The 23,078-nt window shown below is 70.7% G+C and carries 21 protein-coding genes; 6 read left to right on the top strand and 15 right to left on the bottom strand.

Annotated features, from left to right (window positions below; all coding sequences use genetic code 11):
* Window positions 1-29: 29 nt before the first annotated feature.
* The 8 genes from FJ309_06645 to FJ309_06610 form a co-directional block, all read right to left on the bottom strand.
* On the bottom strand, window positions 30-821 hold the full coding sequence (locus FJ309_06645) for an SDR family oxidoreductase (GenBank protein MBM3954276.1): 792 nt from the start codon (window positions 819-821) through the stop codon (window positions 30-32).
* Window positions 822-824: 3 nt separating this feature from the next.
* Entirely contained in the window at window positions 825-2,201 is a 1,377-nt protein-coding gene (locus FJ309_06640) for a long-chain fatty acid--CoA ligase (GenBank protein ID MBM3954275.1), read from the bottom strand.
* Window positions 2,202-2,207: 6 nt separating this feature from the next.
* On the bottom strand, window positions 2,208-2,483 hold the full coding sequence (locus tag FJ309_06635; protein MBM3954274.1) for an acyl carrier protein: 276 nt from the start codon (window positions 2,481-2,483) through the stop codon (window positions 2,208-2,210).
* The gene (locus FJ309_06630) at window positions 2,480-3,088 is read right to left on the bottom strand and encodes a sugar transferase (GenBank protein ID MBM3954273.1); all 609 of its coding nucleotides are present in this window, start codon (window positions 3,086-3,088) and stop codon (window positions 2,480-2,482) included. The genes FJ309_06635 and FJ309_06630 overlap by 4 nt, the downstream gene beginning before the upstream one ends.
* Before the next feature lie 102 nt (window positions 3,089-3,190).
* Window positions 3,191-4,330, bottom strand: coding sequence for a hypothetical protein (locus tag FJ309_06625; protein MBM3954272.1), 1,140 nt, complete (start codon window positions 4,328-4,330; stop codon window positions 3,191-3,193).
* On the bottom strand, window positions 4,327-5,514 hold the full coding sequence (locus FJ309_06620; GenBank protein ID MBM3954271.1) for a DegT/DnrJ/EryC1/StrS family aminotransferase: 1,188 nt from the start codon (window positions 5,512-5,514) through the stop codon (window positions 4,327-4,329). The genes FJ309_06625 and FJ309_06620 overlap by 4 nt, the downstream gene beginning before the upstream one ends.
* Window positions 5,511-7,601: a polysaccharide biosynthesis protein gene (locus FJ309_06615; protein MBM3954270.1), complete on the bottom strand. Its 2,091-nt coding sequence runs from the start codon at window positions 7,599-7,601 to the stop codon at window positions 5,511-5,513. Before FJ309_06615 ends, FJ309_06620 begins: the two co-directional genes overlap by 4 nt.
* A 93-nt stretch (window positions 7,602-7,694) precedes the next feature.
* Window positions 7,695-8,279, bottom strand: coding sequence for an antitermination protein NusG (locus FJ309_06610; GenBank protein MBM3954269.1), 585 nt, complete (start codon window positions 8,277-8,279; stop codon window positions 7,695-7,697).
* Between the two features lie 139 nt (window positions 8,280-8,418).
* On the opposite strand from FJ309_06610, the gene FJ309_06605 reads away from it, so the two are divergent.
* The 3 genes from FJ309_06605 (at window position 8,419) to FJ309_06595 (ending at window position 10,912) form a co-directional block, all read left to right on the top strand.
* Complete coding sequence (locus tag FJ309_06605) at window positions 8,419-9,543, top strand: hypothetical protein (GenBank protein ID MBM3954268.1); 1,125 nt, start codon at window positions 8,419-8,421, stop codon at window positions 9,541-9,543.
* A 131-nt stretch (window positions 9,544-9,674) separates the two neighbouring features.
* Window positions 9,675-10,130 carry a hypothetical protein gene (locus FJ309_06600; protein ID MBM3954267.1) on the top strand — a complete coding sequence of 152 codons (456 nt, stop codon included), beginning with the start codon at window positions 9,675-9,677 and terminating at the stop codon, window positions 10,128-10,130.
* A gap of 83 nt (window positions 10,131-10,213) precedes the next feature.
* A complete protein-coding gene (locus FJ309_06595; protein MBM3954266.1) occupies window positions 10,214-10,912 on the top strand; it encodes a hypothetical protein in 699 nt (232 codons plus the stop codon).
* Window positions 10,913-10,945: 33 nt separating this feature from the next.
* Here FJ309_06595 and FJ309_06590 read toward each other — a convergent pair whose 3' ends face one another.
* From FJ309_06590 to FJ309_06570, 5 genes are all read right to left on the bottom strand, one after another.
* Window positions 10,946-12,664, bottom strand: a complete 1,719-nt coding sequence (locus tag FJ309_06590) for a tetratricopeptide repeat protein (GenBank protein MBM3954265.1) — start codon at window positions 12,662-12,664, stop codon at window positions 10,946-10,948.
* Between the two features lie 104 nt (window positions 12,665-12,768).
* Entirely contained in the window at window positions 12,769-13,650 is an 882-nt protein-coding gene (locus FJ309_06585) for a hypothetical protein (GenBank protein ID MBM3954264.1), read from the bottom strand.
* A 15-nt stretch (window positions 13,651-13,665) separates the two neighbouring features.
* Window positions 13,666-14,568, bottom strand: coding sequence for an ABC transporter ATP-binding protein (locus FJ309_06580; GenBank protein ID MBM3954263.1), 903 nt, complete (start codon window positions 14,566-14,568; stop codon window positions 13,666-13,668).
* A gap of 59 nt (window positions 14,569-14,627) precedes the next feature.
* A complete protein-coding gene (locus FJ309_06575; GenBank protein MBM3954262.1) occupies window positions 14,628-15,524 on the bottom strand; it encodes a sulfite exporter TauE/SafE family protein in 897 nt (298 codons plus the stop codon).
* Window positions 15,521-18,682 (bottom strand): hypothetical protein, encoded by a 3,162-nt coding sequence (locus FJ309_06570; protein MBM3954261.1) that lies wholly within the window; start codon window positions 18,680-18,682, stop codon window positions 15,521-15,523. The genes FJ309_06575 and FJ309_06570 overlap by 4 nt, the downstream gene beginning before the upstream one ends.
* Before the next feature lie 456 nt (window positions 18,683-19,138).
* Between FJ309_06570 and FJ309_06565 the strand changes: the two genes are divergently transcribed.
* Together FJ309_06565 and FJ309_06560 are read left to right on the top strand one after the other, a co-directional pair.
* Entirely contained in the window at window positions 19,139-19,345 is a 207-nt protein-coding gene (locus FJ309_06565; GenBank protein MBM3954260.1) for a hypothetical protein, read from the top strand.
* A 383-nt stretch (window positions 19,346-19,728) separates the two neighbouring features.
* On the top strand, window positions 19,729-20,214 hold the full coding sequence (locus FJ309_06560) for a division/cell wall cluster transcriptional repressor MraZ (GenBank protein ID MBM3954259.1): 486 nt from the start codon (window positions 19,729-19,731) through the stop codon (window positions 20,212-20,214).
* Here FJ309_06560 and FJ309_06555 read toward each other — a convergent pair.
* The gene (locus FJ309_06555) at window positions 20,068-20,637 is read right to left on the bottom strand and encodes a M42 family metallopeptidase (protein ID MBM3954258.1); all 570 of its coding nucleotides are present in this window, start codon (window positions 20,635-20,637) and stop codon (window positions 20,068-20,070) included. The two genes, FJ309_06560 and FJ309_06555, sit on opposite strands and share 147 nt — an antisense overlap.
* A gap of 349 nt (window positions 20,638-20,986) precedes the next feature.
* On the opposite strand from FJ309_06555, the gene FJ309_06550 reads away from it, so the two are divergent.
* A complete protein-coding gene (locus FJ309_06550) occupies window positions 20,987-22,159 on the top strand; it encodes a DUF1559 domain-containing protein (GenBank protein ID MBM3954257.1) in 1,173 nt (390 codons plus the stop codon).
* A gap of 204 nt (window positions 22,160-22,363) precedes the next feature.
* On the opposite strand, the gene FJ309_06545 is transcribed toward FJ309_06550, so the two are convergent.
* Window positions 22,364-22,882, bottom strand: coding sequence for a carboxypeptidase regulatory-like domain-containing protein (locus tag FJ309_06545; protein ID MBM3954256.1), 519 nt, complete (start codon window positions 22,880-22,882; stop codon window positions 22,364-22,366).
* Between the last annotated feature and the right edge of the window lie 196 nt (window positions 22,883-23,078).

Genomic DNA, 23,078 nt, shown 5'->3' with positions numbered 1-23,078 from the left:
TCTTGCGGCAGGTTCTCGGGAGAGAAAGATCAAAATCCCCCACCGCCGTCGACCGTGATCGTCTGCCCGGTGATGAACGCACTGCGCGAGTCGGTGAGAAAGTCGATCGCCCCGACGACGTCCTCGGGCATCCCGAGCCGGCCCAGGGGCGTGCGGCGCACGAGGCGCGCGCGGTCGCCGACCGACAGGCTCGCCGACAGGTCGGTCTCGAGGAATCCCGGCGCGACAGAGTTGACTCGGATCCCGCGGCTGCCGACCTCGCGGGCGAGGCTCCGCGCGAAGGCCTCGAGGGCGCCTTTGGTGGCCGCGTAGACCGCCAGCCCGGGGCTCCCGCGCGCCGCCACGCTGCTCGACACCAGGACCGCCGAGCCCGCCCCGTCGGTAGTGCCCGAGCGCGGTTGTACGAGCCACTGGCGCACACACTCGCGCACCAGCACGATCGAGCCCTGGACATTGACTGCCAACAGTTCGGCGATCGTGGTGTCAGGCATCGTCGCCAGCACCCCTTCGGCTGCGATCGCGGCGTTGGCGACGCAGGAGTCGATTCTCCCGAAGCGCGCGATCGTCGCGCCGACGAACGACGCGACCGCGATCGGATCGCCCGCGTCGAGAGTCGCGGTGAACAAGCGCTCGGGGTGCCGTGACGCGAGGTCGTCGAGACGCCCGGACCGCCCGCGCGAGAACGTGGCAACGCGGTCGCCGCGCTCGAGAAGGCGCTCGACGACCGCGTGGCCGAGGCCGCGCGATCCCCCCGACACGATCGCCACCGGCGCGGCACCGTCGACCGGGCTCGTGGGGGAGGGGGCCGTCGCCACGCGCAGGCCTCAGATCCGTCCGACCGGGCGCCTGGGCACCTTGCCGGCCGCGGTGGTCGCGATCCGTTTGACGATGTCGAGCACGCGTGGCACCGCCGCCGGCTCGCAGGCCGACCGGCAGGCGGCCAGCGCCGCGGCCCGGACCTGTTCCGGCGTGACACCGGCGGGGAGCGGATCGGCGAGCACGATCTCGGCGGCCACCAGCTCGCCGGTGATGGCGCTCGGCATCCCCCACACGCGGGCGTCGGCGATACCGCTCACCGCCCGGAGCACCTCCTCGACCCGCCGCGGCAGCACCTTCGCACCGCCGACGACGATCACGTCGCTGCGCCGGCCGGTGAATTCGTAGCGCTCCCCGCGCCGTTCGACGAGATCGCCGGTCGCGACCTGCGCCGTGTCGCGCGACAGTTGCACGAGCAGCTCGCCGTCGCGCCGAACGGCAAGGCGGACGCCGCCGGGCAGTGTCTTGCCGATCCAATCCGCCGGGAAGCCGGCATGACCGTCGGCGACGCGAAACACCTCGCCGAGCTCGGTCGTGGCGTAGACCTGCGAGATCCGCGCTGCCGGGAACGATGCCCGGATCTGCTCGAGGAGGGCGCCGTCGGCCGCCTCGCCGCCGAGCGTGATCCGCTCGGGGTGGGCCCCACGCAACAGCGCGCGGTCGGCAGCGGTGACGAGCCGACGCAGCAGCGTGGGCGTGCCCGGCAGGACAGCCACCCGTTCGTCGCCGAGCGCCCGGGCGACCTGGTCGGGGTCGCGCGAGGCAGGGGTCACGACCGTTCCCCCGGTGAGCAACGCCTGCAGCCAGACCTGGATGCCCGCCCACCGCGTCGCGTCGTAGACCAGCAGCCAGGCCAGCGCGTGCCATTGCCCGGCCAGGCGGGCCGCCGAGAGGAGCGAATCCCAGGAGTGCTCGACGAGCTTGGGCGGCCCGCTCGTGCCGCTGGTGGCGACGACGACCGGCGCCGGCAGCGAGCGGTATTCACCATGCCGCCCGTCCGACGCGGTGACCGCGAGCGAGTCGTCGACAACCACCCAATCCGACAGCGTCCCCGTCAGGTCACGCGAATCGTCACCGAGCAGCGCCAGCGGCACGTGGAGGCGGCCGCAGGCGGCGGCGATCACCGCCAGCGTGTCGATCCTGCGCGAGCGGGCGATGACGCCGATCGGGCGCGCGGTCTCGAGCCGTTTCGAGAAGGCCACCAGGCGGGCGGCGAGCTGCCGGTAGTCTTCCGTCGCTCGCTTGTCGGTCCCGGCGGCGGAAACGACCGCGACCCGGTCAGGATGCTCCGCGCCGATCACGGTGATCGCAGTCGCCAACCGGTCGGCCGGAGGTGTGTCGGCGATGGCAGCGAGAGCCGGGGAATCGTTGGTCGTGGTGTGCATGGGCTGTCACGGATCCTGACGGACGGAAGGCTCGAGGGCGGCGGTGTAAATGGTGATCAGGTCGCCAACGGCCCGCAGCGGACCTCCGGACGCCCCGCTCCTGAACGGGTCGACTCCCAGCGCACGTTCCAGCAGCACCACCGCCTGGGCGACATCGAGGGAATCGAGCCCCAGGTCGGCCCCGAGGAGCATCGGCGGGGCGATCTCCCGGTCGGCTCGCCCCGTGTCGATCAACACGGTGCGCAGGGCCGAGACGACCGCAGCGGCGGGATCGGCGCTCACGGGAAAAACTCCGGCATCGACGCGTGTCCTTCGGCCGCGGCACCCTTTCCGGTCAGCGCCTGGCGGATCACCTGGAACCCCGTCAGCAGGACGATCCAGCCATCGATCAGCGGAGCGTACCAGCGCGACGACATTTCGACGTACCGCGCGTCGAGTTCGAGGCGTCCGGGCCAATCGACCTGGTTGCGACCGTGAACCTGGGCCCAGCCGGTGAGCCCGGGCCGAACGAGGAGGCGCGTGGCCTGACGCGGGCTGTAGCGCGGAAGATACCTCATCGGGAGGGGTCGGGGGCCGACCAGGCTGAGGTCGCCGGTGATCACCGCGGCAAGTTGTGGCAGTTCGTCGAGGCTCGTGCGGCGGAGGAGTTTTCCGAACCAGCCGAGTCGGGCCTCGTCGGCAAGCAAGGCGCCGTCGGTGTCGCGGTCGAGTGTCATCGAGCGGAACTTGACGATCGTGATCGGCCGGCCGCCGCGGCCGGCGCGCTGCTCGCGGTGGAACACCGGGAAGCCGAGGACCATCACGACCGCGGTGGCGACTGCCGCAGCCAGCGGAGCGCACAGAACCAGCAACACGACCGCACCGACGATGTCGAGCCCACGCTTCAGGACGCTGGAGTACACGCTTCGTCGCGGGCTGCCCGCGCCAGGGGGCCGGTGGCGATCCGCAGCCTGGCCGCACCACGGCCGGAACCTATCGCCGCTGGTTGGCTACTCCTTCGGATTGTGGAGCGCCGCTCCCGTCGGTGCCAGCGTCCGCCGGGCGCAGTGCCATTCGACGCCGGCGGTCAGCAGGCAGGCCAGCGTTAGCGGGGCCAGAGCCATCGCGGACCGGATCTCGACGGGCACCCGGTCGTCGACGGTGGCGACCCCCGCCAGGCCGCCGAGCAGCGCCAGCACGGCGTAGAGCAGCGAAGTCGCGGCGTGGCTCCAGCCGCTGCGCACCAGCCGGTGGAAGAGGAACTCGCGGTGGGGCACGAGGGGATTGTGCCCGCCGGCGATCCGCCTCAGGACCGACAGGAAAGGATCGAAGATATACGGCCAGAGGGCCATCGCCACGGGCAGAAGGACCACCGCGCGGTAGCGCTCCGGGAACAGCAGCGGAACCGCGGCGAAGAGGATCCCCAGGAAGGCGCTGCCCACATCACCCATGAAGATTCGCGCGGGCTGCCAATTGAAAACGAGAAAACCGCCGGCTGCCGCCGCGACACAGGCGCCGAGGATGATGCACGGCGGCGACCAGAGCAGCCACGCGATGAACCCGACCAGACACCCGCCGATCACGGCACCGGTCGCGGCCATGCCGTCGATACCATCCATGAAGTTGAAGGCGTTGGTCAGCCCGACGATCCACAGGATGGTCACCACCCATGACCACGCACCGAGGGGGACGGTGAACACCCCTGGGAGGGAGACCTGCGAGAACGATCCGAGCACCAGCCCGATCACCACGGCCATCGCCACCTGCAGCGCGAGGCGGAACTTGGCGTTGAGAGGGCGGACGTCGTCGACGATCCCGATGACCCCGATGGCGACACTCGGGAGCAGCACGCCGACGAGCAGGGGAACCGCCATTCTGGGCCAACGCATCGCGATCGCGGCGATCGACACGATCACCGTGAACATGATCGCCAGACCGCCGCCCCGGGCGGTGGGAAGGGAGTGGGCACTCCGGCGGTTGGGGAGATCGACGAGCCGGAGGCGCGTGGCGAGGATGATGATGATGTCGGTGATCACCCCGCTGACGACGAACAGCAGCATCACGAGCCCGGGCCAGATCACCGGCTCCAATTCATGGAGCGGGGGGAAGTGATCGACGGGCATCGTCGAAGGCTGCATCATGGCGATCATGGCCCCGACCCCGCACCGGAGGCCAGTCCCGCCGCGCTGCGCGTGATCACCGCAACCACCTCGGCGGCAAGCGCCTCGGTCATCTGGCCCCCCATCGGCAGCGAGAGACTTGCGGCGGCGAGCCGCTCGGTGACGGTCATGCCGCCGGCCACCCGGTGGTGTCGGAAGGCCGGCATGGAGTGGCACGGGGGATCGTAGTACGTGCGCGAATCGATGCCGGCGCCCGCCAACGCCCGCCGCACGGCGTCGCGGTCGGTGCCGAACAGGTCGGGATCGACGAGCACCGAGTAATCCTTCCAACTGCTCTCCGTGGAGGGATCGATGTCCTGGAGAGTGAGGCCCGGCACCCCCCCCAGGCCACGGGTGTACGCTGCGGCGATCGCGGCGCGGCGGGCGGCAACCTCGGGGAGCCTCGACAGCGAGGCCCGCCCCAGCGCGGCGGCGGGTTCCGGCATGCGGCCGTTGAGTCCGGGAACGAGGCAATCGTAGGTCCCGTCGTTGCCATACTCGCGCAGGTCCCGGAGCGCGGCGGCCAGTGCCGGGCTCGACGTGGCCACCAGGCCGCCTTCGCCGGCACAGACGAGTTTCGTCGGCGACAGACTGAACACCTGGGCGAGTCCCTCGGCTCCCACCTGCTTCCCGCGCCGCCGGCTGCCCAGGCCATGGGCGGCATCGACCAGCAGGGGCACACCGGCGTCGTCGCAGATCGCCGCGAGACGGTCGGTGTCACATGGGCAGCCGAACGTGTGGCAGCCGAGCACCGCCAGCGTGCGCGGGCCAAGCGCGGCGGCGACGGCGCGGGGATCGATCGTCCAGGATGCCGGATCGACGTCGACGAAGACCGGCTCGAGGCCGGCCCAGACGACGGCTGCCGGGGCTGCCAGGAAGATGAAACTCGGCAGGATCACCTCGACGCGTCCGACGGGATCAGGGCCGCCGCGTCCTGCCCGCAGGGCGCGCATCACCAGCGCCAGGCCCACCGAACAACTCGACACCGCGACGACGTGCTCGCTGCCGAGCACCCGTGCCGCCTCGGCCTCGAACGCGGTCAACTCGCTGCCCTTGGTGAGCAGCCCCGAGGCGTGGATCCGTCGATACGCGGATTCGACGGCCTCGAAGGGCGGCAGGTCGGGACGGACGAACGGCACCCGCCACTGGATCGCTGCCCGAGGAGGGTCGCTCATGCGCCACCTCGTGCCCGCCGCGGCAGCTTCGCATCGACGGCCGCAGTGGCCAATTCCTCGCGTCCTGACGGTCGCCCCGAGACGGGCACCGGGGCGACCGCCCGGTCTGAGGCGTTGCAGTCGGCCGCAGCGATCCGCATCAGCGTCTCCCGGGCCGCGGCGGGACCGCGGCCGGCAGCCTCGCGCAGTTCGTCGAGCCAGCCACGGACCTCGGCGAGCGACCGCTCCGGACGCATCGCGCAGGTGACCCGTTCGTCGGTGGTCGGCGTCCGCACCTCGTCGGCGAAGAACAGTTCCTCGTCGAGCTTCTCGCCGGGGCGCAGCTCACTGAACTCGATCCTCACGTCGTCGCGGTGCATCCCCATCACGAAGGCGACGGCGTGAACCAACTCGACGATCGGCACCGCCTCCCCCATGTCGAGGACGAACAGCCCACCGGAGTCGCCCGTCGCCGCGGCGAGGATCACCAGCCGCGCCGCCTCCTTGATGGTCATGAAGTAGCGGCGCACGTCGGGGTGCGTGACGGTGACCGGAAGCCGCTGGCGGAGCCGGTCGGCGAAGATCGGCACGGCGCTGCCGCTCGACCCGATGACATTGCCGAACCTCACCACCACGAAACGCCGTCCCGAGGCGGGACCGAGTGCCTGGAGGAACCGCTCGGCGACGAGCTTCGAGGCTCCCATCACGCTCGACGGATACACGGCCTTGTCGGTCGACAGCGCGACGAACGTCTCGACACCGGCCGCCACGCAGGCGTCCGCGAGGGACGCGGTGCCAAGCGCGTTGTTCTCGATCGCCTCGATCGGATGTGATTCCATCAAGGGGAGATGCTTGTAGGCCGCCGCGTGGATGACGATCTCGGGGCGCTGGTCACGGAGCACGCCGTCGACCCGGGCCGGCGAAGTGATGTCGACGAGGAGCGGCAGGACGACGGTGTCGCCGGCGCTCGCGGCGAGTTGACGGTGGATCTCGAACAGGGCCGCTTCCGACCGCTCGACGAGGACGAGCGCCCGTGGCCCGTGGCCGATCAACTGCCGGCAGATCTCGCTGCCGATCGACCCACCGGCACCGGTCACGAGAACGCGCCGACCGCGGAGGAACGGCCCGATCAAGTCGCCGTGGTCCTGGATCCTGGTCACCGGCCGCGACAGCAGATCGGGCAATTCGACACGCCGGATGCGGAGCACGTCGCGGGGCGGGGCTGAGGAGCCCGATGGTGCGCTGCGCGTCGCTGCCACGTCGCCGTCGGTGTCGATGGAGGCGATGCGGACCGTGATCCCGGCGGCGTCGCATTTCTCGCACAGTTGGCGGAGTTGGTGGCCGTACAGCGTGGCATCGGGGACGAGCAGTTCGCGGACGCGAAGTCGTTTGGCGCAGGGGACCGCGACCTCCAGCGGCCCGAGCACGCGGCCGCGGCCGACGCGGATCCCGTACAAGTCGTGGTCGTCGTCGAGGAGGCCGGAAACGTAGAAGCGTCCTTGCGAAAGGCGCGACAGATCGCGGGCCAGGCGTTGGCCGGCCGGCCCGGCCGAGGCGATGATCACCCCGACCTCGCTGCCCGATGTCGTCGCCGGGGCGACCTCCTCGTAGACGCTGCGGGCGATCGCCTGCATGCTGCCGACAGCGAGCACCGCAAACACCCAATCGACCACGAGGACGGTACGGGGGATGGTCGGTGTGCCTGGAAAGCGCTGGGCGAAGAAGTAGTTCCAGGCGATCAGGATCATCAGGGCTGCCGTCGCGGCCCGGACGAGCCGATTGAGGTCCTGGAAGCGGGCTGCCCGCCACGGACGATGGCACAGGCCCCGGAGGTAGAACGTCACCGTCTGGATGGCGACGACCCAGCCGATCGTGCCCTTGATCACTCCGGAGTCGGACGGCTGGAGGATCAACTCGCCACGCACGGCGAACGCGGCCAGGTAGGCGAATTCACAGAGCACCGCCACGAAGGCGGTCGCGAGGATCGCCTCCCGGGTGGGCGCGATGCCGCGGAGCCAGCGGAGAATCCTCGGCTCGGCGTGCGCCGGACCGTCGGCGATCTCGGCACCACTGCCGGGAGCCACGCTCGTGGGATCGTACTGGCTCATCGACTCGTCGCAAAAAGATCGTGCCTGGATCGCAGCCCGGCGCCGTGAGGGTCGGTCGTGACGTCGGTCAGCCCCCGGTCGGACGGGTGGCACTCACAAACGTTCCACGTCGACATCCTCGAGCTCCATCGACACGCCTTGGTTGAGGAATCGTACCGCGACGACGAGCCGTTCGCCGGTGCCACGGCGGATCACCGCGCCTTCGAGTCCGCGGAGCGGGCCGGAGCGGACACGGACCCGGTGCCCGGCGTCGATCCGCGCTTCCGGCGTCAACGGGGCATCGGTGGTGATCAGCCGCCGGATCGACCGTAGGTCGCGGACAAGTTCCTCGGGTTCGGAGACGGGTATGCAGCGGGCGATGGTGTTCGTGGCGAGGGCGAGACGCCGTTGGTCGTCGTCGACCAGGGAGAAGACGTAGCCGGGAAACAGCGGCACGAACGACGCCCGTACCCTCCCGCCGGGTGAGGGGATCCGGCGGCGAACCAGCGGCGCGTAAAAGGGAATCGCCGCTCCGGTCAGGCACCGCATCAACTCCTTCTCCCGTCGGGTGAGCGTATAGAAGGCGAGCCACCGTCCGGTCGCCGTGGCTGAAACCTCCGCCGGGGCGATCGCCGCCGCGGATTCGAGTTCGAACAACCCCGGCGGAAAGATGTCGGGCTGAAAGGGCAGGATGGGCATTCCGGAGAGCCTACAGGCTGGACGGGGAATGTCATGCACTCTCCCGGTTGATCGCTGAAAAAAAGGGAAGTCTGGTGGCGACCATGCCGATCATTCCGATTGGAGTGATCGTGCCGGTCGCGAGGAGCCAGCCAATATCATGAATGTCACGGTCCCCTTTGCCTACCGATCCAGCGTGCGCCTCAATCGGCCCCAATTCCTGCTGGTCGGTCTCGGTCTGGCGGTCGCCGCCGGGCTGCTGACGACCACGGGTTGCAATATCTACGGCCGACCCCAGCGCCAAAGCGGGCTGCAGGCGACGCTCGACGCGACCTGCCAACCCGACCCGGCCACGATGCCGGCCAAGGAATTGGCCAAGATCACGCTGCCGGCTTACGTCATCGAGCCCCCCGACATCCTCATGATCGAGGCGCTCCGGGTGGTGCCCAAGCCGCCGTTCCGGATCCAGTCGTTCGACACGCTGCGGATCGACGTCGCCAATACGCTGCTCGACAGTCCGATCGCGGGAGACTACGTCGTCGAGCCCGGTGGCAACGTCGATCTCGGGCCGGTGTATGGCAAGGTCAACCTCCAGGGCAAGTCGCTCGACGAGGCGCAAGACGCGGTCACGCGCCACCTCGCGCGGATCCTGCGTGGCCCCCAGGTGTCGCTCACGCTGACCCAGGCGGCCGGGCTCCAGCAGGTGGCTGGCGAGCATGTCGTCGGCCCGGACGGCACGGTCAATCTCGGCATCTACGGCCAGGTGTACGTGACCGGGATGACGCTGCAGGAGGCGAAGCTGGCGATCGAGAAACAGCTCTCCAACTACCTCGACGCCCCGATCGTGGCCGTCGACGTGTTTGCCTACAACTCCAAGTACTTCTACGTGATCACCGAAGGGGGCGGCTTGGGGGACCAGGTCGCCAAGCAGGTGATCACCGGCAACGAGACGGTGCTCGACGCGCTGGCCGACGTCACCAACGGCCTGTCGCAGTCGTCGAGCAAGGAAATCTGGATCGCCCGCCCGGCGCCATCGGGGGTGGGGTGCGACCAGATCCTTCCGGTCGACATCGACGCGATCATGAAGGGGGGATCGACCGCCACCAACTACCAGCTGCTCCCCGGCGACCGCGTGTTCATCGCTCAGGATCCGTGGTATGCCTTCGGCGGGATCGTCGACAAGATCACCCAGCCCTTCGAGCGGATCTTCGGCTTCACGCTCATCGGTGCCACGGCGATCCAGTCGCTCGCCCGGTTCGGACAACTCGGTTTCGGGTTCTTCTGAGTCGATCGCGGCCCGGGGCATCCCTGGCCGCGGTCCTGCGAAAGCCGTATGATCTCAACGATCTCCACGGTTGGTTGACCGGGATAGAGCTCATGCCGGAGGCACGAGAGATGACACTCAGCAAAGGTCGCATGACGACGGATCTCGCGGGTTGGCTGCGGGCCATGGTCGCCCTTGCGCTCGTCGCCGTGCTCTGGGGCTGTGCCGGCACAGCCGAGGCACAGATGATGGGGCCTGGCCGCAACACGGCAGGCCGCCGACCGTCGGTGAGCCCTTACATGGCGATGGCCGGCGGCGGTGGCGGCGGTGTCAACCCGCAAACCGGGCAATTCAACGGAGTAGGCAACACGCTCGGTGCCCTCAACGCCTACGCCAACATCACCCAGCCGGGCATGCAGCAGCAGCGGATGCAGGCCCAGCAATCACGCCTCGGCGGCCAGGTGGGGCGGCTTCAGACCCAGCTCCGGGGCACGAAAGTCAGTGCGGCGGAATTGGCTTCGGGAATGTTCATCTCTCCGACAGGGCGGGCGGCGACGTTCTCCAATTTCCTCCACTACTACCCCAACAAGAAGTCGTCGGGCCGTTGATCCGCCTCGCCCCGCCGCATCGTGTACCGCCGGGACGCGGCCCGTCGCCGTGGCGCCTGTGGGCAAAGAGTGTTCTGGCGCCGGTGATCGCCGCGTTGGCGGCGCTGTCGATCGAGGCGGCGGAGCCTGCCGCAGGACGCTCCCCCCCCGAGCGCCACGCTCTCGCAACCGGGGGCGACCAGGGCAGTGCAGCTCCAGCCGCCGCGGTCGCACCGATGGCGGTCGGCCCGAGGCGCCCCGCCGCCCTGCTTCTCGATCCGCCTGCCGGCTACGGCCCGCCGCCGGACGACGCCGATCTCGAGCCGATTCGCGCGATCTTCCGTGACGAGTGTCGCGATCTGCTGCGCGTGGCGCGGAGCCATCTCGGCGCCCGGATGGTGGCGGGGGTTCTCGAGGAGGCTGCGGCGGTGGAGAAGGACGCCGTTCTCCGCTGGGTACTCCTCGAGGAGACGCTCCGCTTGAGCGTTGCCAGCGGCGACCCGAAGCGGATCGCGTCGGCGGTCGCTCTCGCCACGGAGCATTACCGGTTCGACGCCCTGCAGACCGAATTGGACGCGTTGTCAGACATTCCCCAGCGCGTGCTGCGACCGGAGCGGATCAGGGAGATCGCCACGGCCGCCGAGCGCCTGGCTGCAGCCGCGACCGCTGCCGACCGGCCGCACGAGCGAAGAGCAGCCTGGAAACTGGCCGCCGATTCCTGGCGGAGGGCCGGCGACCGTGGCCGGACGGAGAGCGCACTGGCGGAGTACCGTCAGGCGGTCGCCGCCGTGGAAGCCGATTGAAACGGGCTTGTGGCACTGCCGGTCGGCCGCCTGTCAATCGAACGGCCGCCGCGGTGCCGGTGCCCCGGACGCGGGCGCCCGTTCGGCAGAGGCGGGCGCTGCCGCCGGCTCGTCGGCCTGCTGCCGCTCGCGCCACGGCCGGTCGCGTTCGTAGCTGGCCAATTCCTCGCGGAGCTGCGTGCGCACCTCGTCGGCAGTGTCGTCGACGTCGACCGCCTGGCGGCTGTAACGGCGGGCAGTGGCGAAGTCGCCGGTCTCCGCGTAGGCCGCGGCGAGCGTGGAAATGATGTGCGCCTCCTTCCACTCGGTGCGTTCGCAGGCCTTGGTGGCCAGTTCGATCGCCAGGCGCCCGTCGCGGATCTCGTCGTCGGGCGACGTCGCCAGCAGCCAGGCGAAGTTGTTGAGGACCGAGGGATCGTCGGGCTCGAGTTCCGTGGCGCGGGCCAGGTCGGCCCGAGCCGCCTTGTGGTCGCCGACCGACAGTGCCGCGTCGCCACGCCCGCGCCGCGCGAGGAACAGCCCCTCGTCGAGCTCGAGGGCGCGGTCGAAGCGTCGGATCGCCTCGCGGTGCTGCTTCGCCGCGAGGTACAGCATCCCGAGTTGGGCCGCCAACTGGGCGTTGTCCGGAGCGAGCCGGGCGAGCCGACGGAAATCGGCGATCGCGGCGGCGTAGTCGTTGCGGTCAGCGGCCAACAGGCCGCGCATCTCCAGCGCTCCGGGGTGATCGGGATTGGCGGCGAGGATCCGTGCCAGGTCTGCGGCGGCTTTGTCGGGCTGGTCGGCCTGGTGGAGGATCCGCGCTCGGAGGAGGAGCGGCTCGGGATCGTCGGGGCCGAGCTCGACCGCCCGGTCGACGTCGCCGATCGCAGCGTCACGGTCGCCGGCGAGCGCCCGTGTCCGGGCCCGCTGGAGCAGGGCGCCGACACTGCCCGGGTCGAGTTCGAGGGCCCTGTCGAAGGCGGTCCGAGCCTCGTCGAGGCGACCTTCCATGAGGGCCACGGTGCCGAGCGTCTCCTGGAGCGAGGCGTCTTCGGGATCCGCCTCGATCGCCGCGGCGAGGTCAGCCCGGCAGTTCTCATAGTCGTCGCCGACGAGGTGGAACAGTGCCCGGGTCCGCCGCACCTCCTTGTCGCCGGGGGCGAGCTCGACGGCGCGGTCGTAATCGGCACGCCTCGTCGCGGCATCGTCGTCGGCCAGATTGCCGCGCACCAGATGGGCACGGGCGGCGATCAGCGGTTCGTCGCCTGCCAGGTCGATCGCCCGGGACGCGGCGACGGCGGCGCGATCCCGGTTGCCGAGCGGCAGGGCCTCGAGCCGCGCGATCGCCAGATGGGCCGCGGCCAGGTCGGGCTGGCGTTCGATCGCCTCGGTGAGGTCGCGGAGGGCGAATTGCCGCATCTGCCGCCACTGGGGATCGGGAACGCGCGACCCGAAAATCACCTCGGTGAGGCGCTCGGCACGCTCGACCAACGTGCCGGTGATGAGGTCCTCGGCGAACCCGCTTGACTCCTCCGAAAGTCCCTTCCGCAGCGCCGCCCGGCAGAGGTCGAGGACTTCGGCGTAGTCCTCGAGTCGGCGGACGCCGAGTTTCTTCTCGATCGCCTGCCCGAGGTCTTCCTCCCCGGCTTCGGCGACCGCGGCGGCCGGTTCGTCGGCGGCACGGGTGACGGCGGGACCGAGCGGCAGCAGGACGCCGACGGTCGCCAGCATCAGCCGCGCCCCGTGACCCACCACCTGGCGTTGAGCGTTCATGTTCCAACCTCCGCTTGACGGGCCGCCGGTTCGCGGCCACACGGCTCCAGTATGGTCCGGCGCGGCTCCGCGGACCATCGCAGTCGGTCGGCACTGTCCGCTGTTCACAGCGGAGCCGGCAGGTCGCGGCGGACGAAGATCAACCCGCCGATCACGTAGGCCACCAAGCCGATGCCGAGCAGGAGGCCGTCGTAGCGGGCCACGAGGCCCCATCCAGAGCCGTCGGCGCCCACCAGACGCTGCGGCTCGTACACGCTGAAGATCGACAGCCACCCGACCCATTCGAACCGGCCGACGAACCGACCGACGAGCTTCGCCAGCAGCGACAGCACGTAGCCGCCGCAGAGGATTCCGATCGTGCGCGAGCGGTAGCTGTCGGCCGCGGAAACGCACGTCGTGAGGCCCGCGATGCACACGATCAGGCCGAAGACGTTGGCCACCGCCGGGACGAACCGGGACGGCTCGACCTCGCCGGCCCACGGTCCGAGGGCCACCGCCGACCAGACGCCGGCGAGGAGCACCGCGCAGAGCAGGCCCGCGGCGGCGACCGTGGCCAGCGCCTGGGTGACGTAGAACGCCGTTCGCGTCACCGGCTGGGCGAGGATCATCTCCAGGGTCCCGCGCTCCACCTGCCCCGAGACCGCGTCGCTCCCGCGGGTGATCGCGAACACGGTGGCGGCGAGGACGACGACCGGATCGACGAACGCCAGGGCGACACGGCCGGCCGGCGTCGCGACTTCGGCGAACGGCACCCCTGAAAGCTTCTGCCAGTCCTTGGGGATGAACGACAGCAGCCCCTGGAACGCGGTCATGTCGATCTGCGCCGACAGCCAGATGAACAGCCAGGGAAACACCGCCCACAGGGCGATCAGCGACACCACCAGGACGCGCTGGTCGCCCCAGGTCTTCCTCCAGATGGCGTCGTTATACCATCCGGAAAGCAACGGGGCCGCCACTGCGGCGATCGCGGGCGGGGATCGGTCCATGCGTCGCTGGGCTCCTCAGGCGATCGGCGCCGGGCGTGCGGTCGCACCGGGGCGGTGGAACGTGTCGTAGATGGCGTCGAGCCCGACCGGCTCGACGCGGATCTCGGCCAGCGGCAGCGTCGCCAACCAGCCGAGCAGCGGCGGCAACTCGGCGACATCGTCGAGGACCATGATCCCGTCGCCGGCGTCGCGGATCGTCGCGGCACCGTCGGGAGCCGGAGGCAGCGATGCCAGCGGTGCGCTGAGGCGGGCGGTGATCCGGTGCCGGCGGCGCACCCGTTCGAGCGGTTGCTCGAACACCACCCGGCCGGCACGGACGATCGCCACGCGGTCGCAGGTCGCCTCGACCTCGGAGAGCACGTGGGAGGAGAAGATCACCGTCCGCCCGTCGGCACGGCTCTCACGGACCAGTGCCAACACCTCGGCCCGCGCGGTGGGGTCGAGATTCGCCGTCGGCTCGTCGAGGATCACCAGCCGCGCCTCGGTGGCGAGCACCGCCGCCAGTGCCAGCTTCTGCCGCATCCCCGTGCTCATCCGTGCGACCTGACGGCTGCAGTCGAGGTCGAGCCGCCGTGCCACCCCGGCAGCCCGGTCACGGTCGCAGCCGGCGCGCAGGTGGGCGAAAAAGTCGAGGACCTCCGTGCCGCTCATCCGCCGGAAGAGACGGGCTTCACCGGGGAGGTAGGCGGTGGCCGCCCGGACCGCGACGCTTTCCCGGGCGCAGTCATGCCCGGCCACGGTCGCCGTGCCCGACGACGGCGTGATGAACCCGAGGAGCAAGCGGATGAGCGTCGTCTTGCCGGCGCCGTTGGGGCCGAGGAGGCCGAACGTCTCGCCGGCTGGCACGGCCAGCGAGCAGTCGTCGAGGGCGGTGAAACCGCTGTAGCGTTTGGTGAGGCCGTGGGTCGCGACGAGCATGATGCGGCGAACAGGAGATACGGGGCGGGCGACCCCGGGGTGGGACCAGGGCCGGCGACTCAGCCGTACTCCCGCCACAGATAATAGCCCGCCAGCGCGAAGGCGATGGCGGCGACGAGGCGGCGCACATGCGCGGGGCGCAACCGCCGCACGGCATGGGCCCCACCGAGGCTGCCGATCACCGCGGCGACGGCCATCACCGCCGCGTGCGGCCACGACACCCCCCATCCGCCGCCGGTGGCCGGACCGGAATCGGCGGCGGACACGAACGACGCGACCGCGAACACCGCCGCAGCGGTGCCGTTGATCGCCATCGTGAGCAGGTTCTTGACGCCGTTGGCGCGATGGATGTCGGCGATGCCCAGTCCGCCGATCAAGGCCAGCGTGAGGATCCCGATGCCGGCGCCGAAATAGCCGCCGTAGACCGCGACCAGGAACTGCGCGAGCATCGCGAGCCATCCGTGGATCACTCGTGCCCCGACGGGCCGGTCGCCGAGCTGGTCGGTCGCCGGGGCAGCGGGCGGGCCGAACGCAGCGGCCGCGAGACGTGGTTGAATCGTGAACAGGATGGCAGCGCCGAGGATCAACCACGGGACGAGCGCCTCGAACCAGCGTGCCGGCAGGACGATCACCAGCAGCGCCCCGAGCGCCGCGCCGGCGATGCTCGGCACGAGGAGATGGCGCGCCCACGCCGGCTGCGCCTGCCGCTGGTCGCGGTAGGCCCACGCGGCGGCGACGGCGCCGGCCCACAATCCGACCGTGCTCGTGGCATTCGCGGTCACCAACGCCGCCGGCCCGGTGAACAGCGCGGCGACGACGGGAAAGGAGATGATCGTCCCGCCCCCGGCGACGGCGTTGACGGCGCCGGCAAGCAGGCTCGCCAGTCCGAGCCCGATCCAGGGGAGCAGGACCGTGGCGTCGCCGACGGCGGACGAGGCGCCTACCAGGTCGCTCATCGCGCCCCCTGCGGCGCGGCACCGGGAGGGTGGGGCTCCCCCGGCTCGACCAGCAGGTAGCCCGCCCACAGCAGCGGCGCCGAGCTGTCGACGAGGGGATGCTCGGCGTCCTGCCGGATCCGTGGTTCCGCCGCCCCGTCGGGCACTTCGCGGCTGACGACGTCAACCGCCCGCCGCCAGCTCGCCGCGCCCGGCGCGGCATGGTGATCGGGGCCCGCCGGCGACGACTCGTCGAGGGCGAGGAGGAACTCGCCGATCAGGTCGATCGACGTCGCACCGGCCATCCGCCAGCGCGACACGAGCCCGCGGCGGGCGCCGGCGGCGAGCAGGTCGACGGTCGCCTCGAACAGTTCCTCGCCGCCGCGCCCGGCCGCCGTGGCCCCGACCGCTGCGGTCTCGACGTCGGCGAGGATCAGGCAGCCGGGCCGCTTGGCCGGGGCACCGAGCCAGTCGGTGAAGCTCACCGTGGCCGCGGCGCGGTCCGGGCCGCCGGCGAGCAGCGGCCGAGCGCCGACCGGCGAGTCGATGGGCACTTCATCGAACACGACGAACGTCTCGCACAGCGCCGCGGCCAGTGCCGACGTCTCCGCCGTCACGCCGCCGGGGAATGCCACGGCCCGCGCGACGCACCGCTCCAGCCGGGAGGCGACACGCACGCCATCCCCCGGGCGGTCGCCGCGCCACCGCTTGCCGATGTGGATGCCGATCGGGCCGGGCGTGGCGGCGGCCGCGGTGTCGGACAGCGCCAGGCCCCTCGTCGGGCACGTGCGGATCCGGCAGACCTCGCGGAGGGGGCGGGGGGCGTCGGCATCGCCCGACCCGACCGGCAGCAGCTCGAAGGGGAGGTACCACAGCGGTCCGTCGGGCACGATCACGAGGTCGTCGATCCCCGCGCCGAGCGCGATCCGCGACGCCTCGAAGAGCAGCCGTTCGAGATTCGCCGCCGGCGTCCGCCACTCCTTGGCGGCGAGGTGGGCCGTGGACACCGGCGCGGCATTGGCGAACAGCCCGATGCCACGGAGCAGGTCAGCCATCTCGCGCTGCACGGCCGCCGGCTGCGCCACCTGCCAGAGGGCGACGCGGTCGCGCGACTCGAGGGCCCCGAACAGCCCCGCCCGCGTCCAGTGGAACGAGAGGATCATCTCGCGGGGCCGGAGCCGCTGGCGGAGATCGGGACGGGCCGGGGGTGGAAAGTCGAACACGGTCGGGTCGCGCCCGGCGGCGATCTGGTCGACCCGCGTCCGGCGCCGCTCGGAGGCCGCGCGAAACGCGCGCCAATCGTCGTCGTCGCCGCGGAGCGCCGCGTCGGCAACGCCGCGGGGCGGGGCGGGATCGGGGCCCGCGGGGCGACCGGCCTCCTCCGCCAGCGCCGCCGACAGCCGGGCGCGGATGGCGCGCGTGTCGTCGAGGAGCCGGACGAGGTCGGGATTCCGGGCCAGCAGAGCGGCGCGGCGGGCGGCGGCAGCGGCGTCGAGCCTCGTCGGATCGGCGTCGAGGAGCCGATCGATCGCCAGCCGGCGGCCACCGAACGGCTGGAGGACCGACCACCGCGCCCGGGCGGCGGCGTCGGCGGCGGCGAGGAACGAATCGGCACCGCGCCGCCCGGCGACGGCCAACCAGGCATCGAACGCGGGCTGCCGCGGTGTGGTGACGATCACCATCGCGGCGAGCGGATCGACCGTGAAGTCGCGGGGAGCGGGGTCGGAGAGGAGCTGCGTGAGCAGTTCTTCCGCCTGCCGGTCGGAGAGGCCGTCGCCGCCGCCGACGATCCGCTCGACGACCAGCGCCGTCTGGTGGAGCCGCGGCGAACGCTGCCGTCCGATCGCGACGGCCCGCTCCAGTTCGGCGCTGCCCGCGGCCGCATCGCCCCCCGCCAGCGCCACCAGGCCAGCGGCGTAGGCGACCAGTGCCCCGACGGCGCCGCGCCCCGCTTCGCCGCCGAGAAACCGCTGATCGATGGCCTTGAGACGGGCGGCGGCGGCCTGCGGGTTGCTGCCGGCGAGCACCTCTGCCTGGGAGGCGAGCAGCCGGGCACGGACCACCGGCAGGTCGCCGCGGGCCCAGTCGGTCGCGGCAGCGATCGATGCCGGCACCGTCTCGGCGCCGGCGGCCATGTGGGCGGCGAACGCCCACCGGAACGCCTCCTCGAGGGCCCGGGCGTCGCGGGCCTCGGCGGCCGCGCAGGCCGCCTCGTCGAACAGCCGGGCGGCGCCGGCGGGGTTGCCGGCATCGAGGGCGATGCGACCGAGGACGACGAGCCCCCACCCGGTCAGCCCGTGGTCGAGCCCCGGCCCCACCACGAGCCCGCGTTCGAGCAGCGGCGCCGCTTGCTGCGGTTTGCCCTGCGACCACAGGGCCGTGCCGAGGGCCACGTCGATCCAGGCCTGGGAATGGTGGTTCGGGGGGGCCGGGCGGCGCTGCAAGGCGGCGAGCACCTCGCGGAAAGCGGTCGAGTCGCGCGCCAGGCCCCCGAGGATCTCGGTGCGCCGGTAGAGGCTCATGACCAGCGCCCGCATGATCTCCTCGGGGCGCAGCGTGGTGCTGAACGCGGCCGACAGCAGGCCTCCTTTCTGGAGCACGTCCTGAGGGTCGCTGCCGGAGAGTTGGATCAGCGCCGTGGCGGGGAGGTTGGCGGGGCGCGTGGCGCGCTCGCTCTTCCGCCACGTGGCGACCCGGGGCCGCGCCGCCGGCTCGGGTACGCCGGAGGGAAATCGCACCGCGAGCAGCCAGTCGGCATTCTGGGCGATGAGCAGCAGCGTCTCGTCGAACGCGGCGACGGCTTCGCGGAAGCGGCCGAGCTCGTACTCGCTCTCGCCGACCACCGCCGCGATCGCCGCCGAGTCGAGCCAGCGCCGGCTGCCGACGCGGATCCCGCCGCGGTACTCGCGCCCGGCGATCTCGAGGGCCGGGGAGTAGTCGCCGCGCGACAGCGATTCGAGCGCCGCGTCGTAGGCCGGTCCGGGAACGGTTTGGAGGCCGCGCGGCGTGCCGGTTCCCGGGGGGAGGACCGGTTGTTGGGCGAGCACACCGTCGGCTGCCGAGCCGAGCCAGGCGCCGAGACAGACGAGCGTCGCGAGGCGCCGCGCGGTCGGCCGCCGCCGCGCGAGGTCTGTCAGAACCCCCGTCGCAGTCGGGGTCTCGGTGGCCCGGGGCTTCATGACGGTAGTTGTAACGGGTGAACGCATTCCCGCGGCGTATCGACCGGCGGCGGGTCTGGAGCGAAGCCGAATCGGCAGGGCGCAGGTCCGGAAGGGGTGGGTGGTTCGCGTGAGCAGCTTATGGAAAAAGTGCTCGGCCGCCGGATGCGGCCGACGGCTACCCGGGAAACCAGCAGTGTTTCCCGCGGTCGCCCGAGTGGACACTGGTCTCAGAGGGCTTTGTCTACGGACAACCAGGATCGCCGAAGCGAGGCAAACCGGGGGGATTGGACGGGATACCGCCGCTGGTGGGTGGGCCCTGGGCACCGGTCGTAGCGATCGGTCAAAGTTTTCCGGTCGTGTCGGTCGATACGAAATCGGAGTCGTTCGACGACACCGCTTCCTCCGCCACGGACCCGAGCCATGCACGCACCAGCCTTCCGCCGCGAGCCGTCGAGCCCCGCCCGGTCATGGACCCTGTGCTGCCTGATCGGTTGCCTGTCCGTGGCCGCGCTGTCCCTGACAGGGTGCCAGGTCGACGTCGGCGGCCAGACGCTCCCCAGCGCCTACTACCTGCAGGACGACATCCAATACTTTCCGGCCGGGCCGGAGTTCAAGCTGTCCAAGGAAGCGGCCGCGCTGAAGGCGGCGTCGCCGCCGGCCGAGTGCGAGTCGTGTCACTGAACAAGCTCGGCAGGGCACCTGGTTGACGCCTTGCAGACGCTTATGGGCGCCGTTTTGCACGGCCAGCCATGCCGGGTGCGCCGCTACACGTGGCCGCTCCAAGCCCCTGCCGGTTCTGACTGTCGCGATCAGCTTGCACTTTCCAAGCGCATCGCTAGACTCCGCCAGTGGGTTTGATGCCCATAATGCGGTTTTTTAGGCTAAATTTGTGGGTTACTTGCCCTGCAATCGGGTCACCGATTGACATGGCACGGCCGTTCCCCGCGCTGCCAGTGACGGCCGCCGGGGTCGAGCGGCAGCCCGGGGAATCTTCGGCGCGGCAGGATGGATCGTCCCGCGACGAGTCGTGCAGGGAGGCAAGGGATTGACGGCGACGGTGCACGATGGGCACGGCCGGTGGATTGCTGATCGGCGAGTTCGTCAGAACGCTCGACGGGCGTTTTCGGCTCTCGTTACCGGTCGAGTTGTCGGCCCCGCTCCTCGCCGGCGGGCCACGGTTGATCGTTGCCAAGGAGCGGGCCGGCTGCCTGTCGCTGTGGGCGGCGTCGACGTGGCGGCCGCGGCTCGACGCGGCGGTCGACGTGCTCCGCAGCAAGTTGGAGGCGGGATTGCTCGCGCAGCGTGTCGCCGAAGTCCAGCAGGCCGGCCGCCTGCTCTCGGCCCGGCATGCCTCGGTGTCGCTGGCGGGGCGCGACCGCCTGGTGATCCCCGAGGGATTCCGGTCATTCCTCGGCATGGAACCGGGGCACGACGTGGTGGTCGTGGGGGCGGTGGTGTGCGTCGAACTGTGGCACCCCCAGGCCTGGCAGCAGGTCCTCACCGCCGAGATGCCCGATTTCCGGCGCCGACTCGACGCCTTGATCGGCTGAGACCCTCGCCGGCGAGAGCAACCGAGCCGTCGACAGGGAAGCAGAGCCGGCCCTGATCTGCATGCGCGGAGGGCAGCGATTCACTCGGCCGCGGGTGGCCGTGACACGGATGGTCACGGCCGCCCGCCGGCCCCTGCACCGGATGCGGGGCCTGAGGTCGTCGAGCGATACCGTCTCCACCGCCGAGTGCATGGAGCGGTTCGGGATGCTTTCCAGCGCCGTGGCGACGCCGGCGCGGGGCGTCTGGAGCACGTTGGCATCGGTCGGGGTAGCACGGCCGCTGGCGGCGAGCTTCGGCCCGCCAGCATGACGCGCGGTGTGGCTGCCGGGTGGGCGGCACCGATGACGTTGCCGTGGGAGTCGGTGGCGACCGTTTCCGCGCAGCCGGCGAGATACCCGCGGACCAGATCCTGGACCGGCCACTCGTACCCCGAGGGGCTGGGGGTTTCGAGGAGTCGGACGAGGAAATCGCGGGCCGAGTCGTCCATCGGGAGGCCTCCGAGGAGTGAGTCATCGATCGGGGGAAAGGACAGAACGTTTTATTGACGGTTCGTAAGGGCGGCCATATAGTTCTCGCTGGTGAATGGTGGGGTAAATCTGGTCATTCCCTGCCATTCCGGCATCCGAATCCAGGGTGGCGAACCCTGCGGAAGGTGCCGAGATCGTTGTCGGAGCCCCCCGGCTCCGATGGGGAGATCTATCCGGTTTTCATCATCGGTCCGTGGTCTCCGGGGCCGTGCTCCCGGAGGGCATGGGCACTTCAGGAGGCGTCATGTCGTTTTCAAACAGTCCGCCACTCGCCGGCACAGGTGTGCCGGGCGGTGCAGGACGGCGGTCGGCTGGCTTCACGCTCGTCGAACTGCTCGTCGTGATCGCGATCATCGGCACGCTCGTCGGGCTGCTCCTGCCTGCAGTGCAGGCGGCCCGCGAAGCTGCCCGGCGGAGCAGTTGCACCAACAAGCTGCGGCAGTTGGGGATCGCTCTCCACAACTACCACGACACGAACCAGTCGTTTCCCCCGCACTGCATCAACTGGCGCTGGGGAGCCCATCCGCGTCTGCTGCCGTTCACTGAGAACGTCCAGATGTACAACTTTCAGATGAGTTGGCAGGGGGGCAACAGCAACCTCAACGTCGGCGGCCCACCGAACGGCCAGCCGCCGCCGTGGGACAACTGTGGTCTCGGTCCGCAGCAGGCTCCGTGGAACTTCACGCTCCCGGGCATCCGCTGCCCGTCCGACCAGGAAGCGGTGACCGCCACCGGCGACATCGGCAGCGTCGGCGTGTCGAACTACTGCTTCAGCCGCGGTGACTGCGGCTCGTACAGTGAAGACAATGGTGCGCAGAATGCGCGAGGCATGTTCCAGGCCGGTTCCAACGGCTACCCCGACGGCACCTACAAGCGTGCGCCCAAGGGGAGCACGATGGCGCAGGTCGTGGACGGCCTGAGCAAGACGATCGCGATGTCGGAAAACCTGGTCGGCACCAATTCCCAGAATGTCGTGAACTCCGGGATCGCCACGGGATTCCCCGGCTGGCAGGACTTCGTGCCGTCGGATTGCATGGCTCGGGTCGGTGCCAACGGCCAGTACGTGGCGGGCACCAACACGCGCCCGTGGCGTGGCCAGCGCTGGGCCGACGGCGGGACGACGTTCACCGGCTTCCAGACGGTGACGCCGCCGAACGGCCCGTCGTGCATCGAGGGTGATTGGGACGCGCTCGGTGGGGCGGTGTCCGCCTCGAGCAACCATCCCGGCGGCGTCAACGCCGTGATGGGGGATTCGTCGGTGCGGTTCATCACCAACAACATCGACACGGGCAACCTGTCGCTTTCGTGGCGGGCCTACAACGGAGACGGTTCCCCGGGAGGTCGTGCCTCGCCATACGGCGTGTGGGGCGCGATGGGCTCGCGGGCCGGTCGCGAGTCGGTCGCCACCAGCGATTGACCCTCCGCGATCCATGACCCACCCGACGGTCCGTGACTCTCGTCGCGGCCGACGGGCTGGGGAGACGATGAAACGACAGGGGCCGCGATCGACGAGTCGATCGCGGCCCCTGTGCTTTTCTGCTCGGTCGTGGCCGCGGTATTCGTGGCTGATGCGGCCGCGGTCAGGTTCGCCAAGGCGATCGCGGAGGCGTCGCCGCGGCGGTCATTCGACGTCGAACGTGAAGTCGTTCTTCCCCGCCTTGACCGTCGCCTTCAGCGGTGAAGACGACGGCAGCGCGAACTTCCCGTTGACGAGGTTCTTGACCTGCGGTGCCGGGGGAGCCTTCTGGTTCTTCATGTAGTACTCCTGCGACTCCTGCGACGAGTAGACCTTGCCGACCGTCTCCGTCTTCTTGACGGTCACGCTGTAGTCGCCGGGCATCGCCCCGTCGCCGGGGTTGAGCGATGTCAGGGAAAACTTCCCCGTGGCGTCGGTCATTCCTGAAGCGGCTCGGCCCGCACCCGCGGCAGAGAACGTGACGGTCGCTCCCTCGAGCGGAGCGCCCTTGAGTGTCACGGTTCCCGTGACCGGCGCGAGGCCCGCGAGCCCAGGAGACTTGGAGCCGCACCCGGCGAGGATCATGCAGCCAGCCATGGCCAGCAGCATGCCGGCGCGACGGCGGACAAACGCGCTGGACGACAGGGGGGAGTGGATCCCGTGATGCACTGGACGGATCGACATGGATGAGCCTCGGCGAGCAGGAAGGGGCAAAAACCGGCGGGAAAACGTCGAAGCGATTGTATCGCCCCACTCGCGCGACGACCACGTCGCCGCGGCTTGCGTTGACCGAGTGGAGTGTTCGATAACAACCGGTATTTCATCGGGAGCGGCATCCCTGCCGGGGATGCGGATCCCGCGTCGTCGGACTGCGGTGAGG

It is taken from the genome of Planctomycetota bacterium, from assembly GCA_016872555.1.
Taxonomy (GTDB): Bacteria; Planctomycetota; Planctomycetia; order Pirellulales; family UBA1268; genus F1-20-MAGs016.
Note: the sequence above shows the minus strand (reverse complement) of the source record. Positions and strands in the feature narration are given on the sequence as shown.

Excerpts from the sequence above, each read along its gene's own strand:
- FJ309_06620 (MBM3954271.1), bottom strand. The coding sequence starts at position 5,514 with ATGAGCGACCCTCCTCGGGCAGCGATCCAGTGGCGGGTGCCGTTCGTC.
- FJ309_06610 (MBM3954269.1), bottom strand. The coding sequence starts at position 8,279 with ATGCCCATCCTGCCCTTTCAGCCCGACATCTTTCCGCCGGGGTTGTTC.
- FJ309_06640 (MBM3954275.1), bottom strand. The coding sequence starts at position 2,201 with ATGCACACCACGACCAACGATTCCCCGGCTCTCGCTGCCATCGCCGAC.
- FJ309_06605 (MBM3954268.1), top strand. The coding sequence starts at position 8,419 with ATGAATGTCACGGTCCCCTTTGCCTACCGATCCAGCGTGCGCCTCAAT.
- FJ309_06590 (MBM3954265.1), bottom strand. The coding sequence starts at position 12,664 with ATGAACGCTCAACGCCAGGTGGTGGGTCACGGGGCGCGGCTGATGCTG.
- FJ309_06545 (MBM3954256.1), bottom strand. The coding sequence starts at position 22,882 with ATGTCGATCCGTCCAGTGCATCACGGGATCCACTCCCCCCTGTCGTCC.
- FJ309_06570 (MBM3954261.1), bottom strand. The coding sequence starts at position 18,682 with ATGAAGCCCCGGGCCACCGAGACCCCGACTGCGACGGGGGTTCTGACA.
- FJ309_06580 (MBM3954263.1), bottom strand. The coding sequence starts at position 14,568 with ATGCTCGTCGCGACCCACGGCCTCACCAAACGCTACAGCGGTTTCACC.
- FJ309_06600 (MBM3954267.1), top strand. The coding sequence starts at position 9,675 with ATGACGACGGATCTCGCGGGTTGGCTGCGGGCCATGGTCGCCCTTGCG.
- FJ309_06585 (MBM3954264.1), bottom strand. The coding sequence starts at position 13,650 with ATGGACCGATCCCCGCCCGCGATCGCCGCAGTGGCGGCCCCGTTGCTT.
- FJ309_06615 (MBM3954270.1), bottom strand. The coding sequence starts at position 7,601 with ATGAGCCAGTACGATCCCACGAGCGTGGCTCCCGGCAGTGGTGCCGAG.
- FJ309_06625 (MBM3954272.1), bottom strand. The coding sequence starts at position 4,330 with ATGATCGCCATGATGCAGCCTTCGACGATGCCCGTCGATCACTTCCCC.
- FJ309_06550 (MBM3954257.1), top strand. The coding sequence starts at position 20,987 with ATGTCGTTTTCAAACAGTCCGCCACTCGCCGGCACAGGTGTGCCGGGC.
- FJ309_06575 (MBM3954262.1), bottom strand. The coding sequence starts at position 15,524 with ATGAGCGACCTGGTAGGCGCCTCGTCCGCCGTCGGCGACGCCACGGTC.
- FJ309_06560 (MBM3954259.1), top strand. The coding sequence starts at position 19,729 with ATGGGCACGGCCGGTGGATTGCTGATCGGCGAGTTCGTCAGAACGCTC.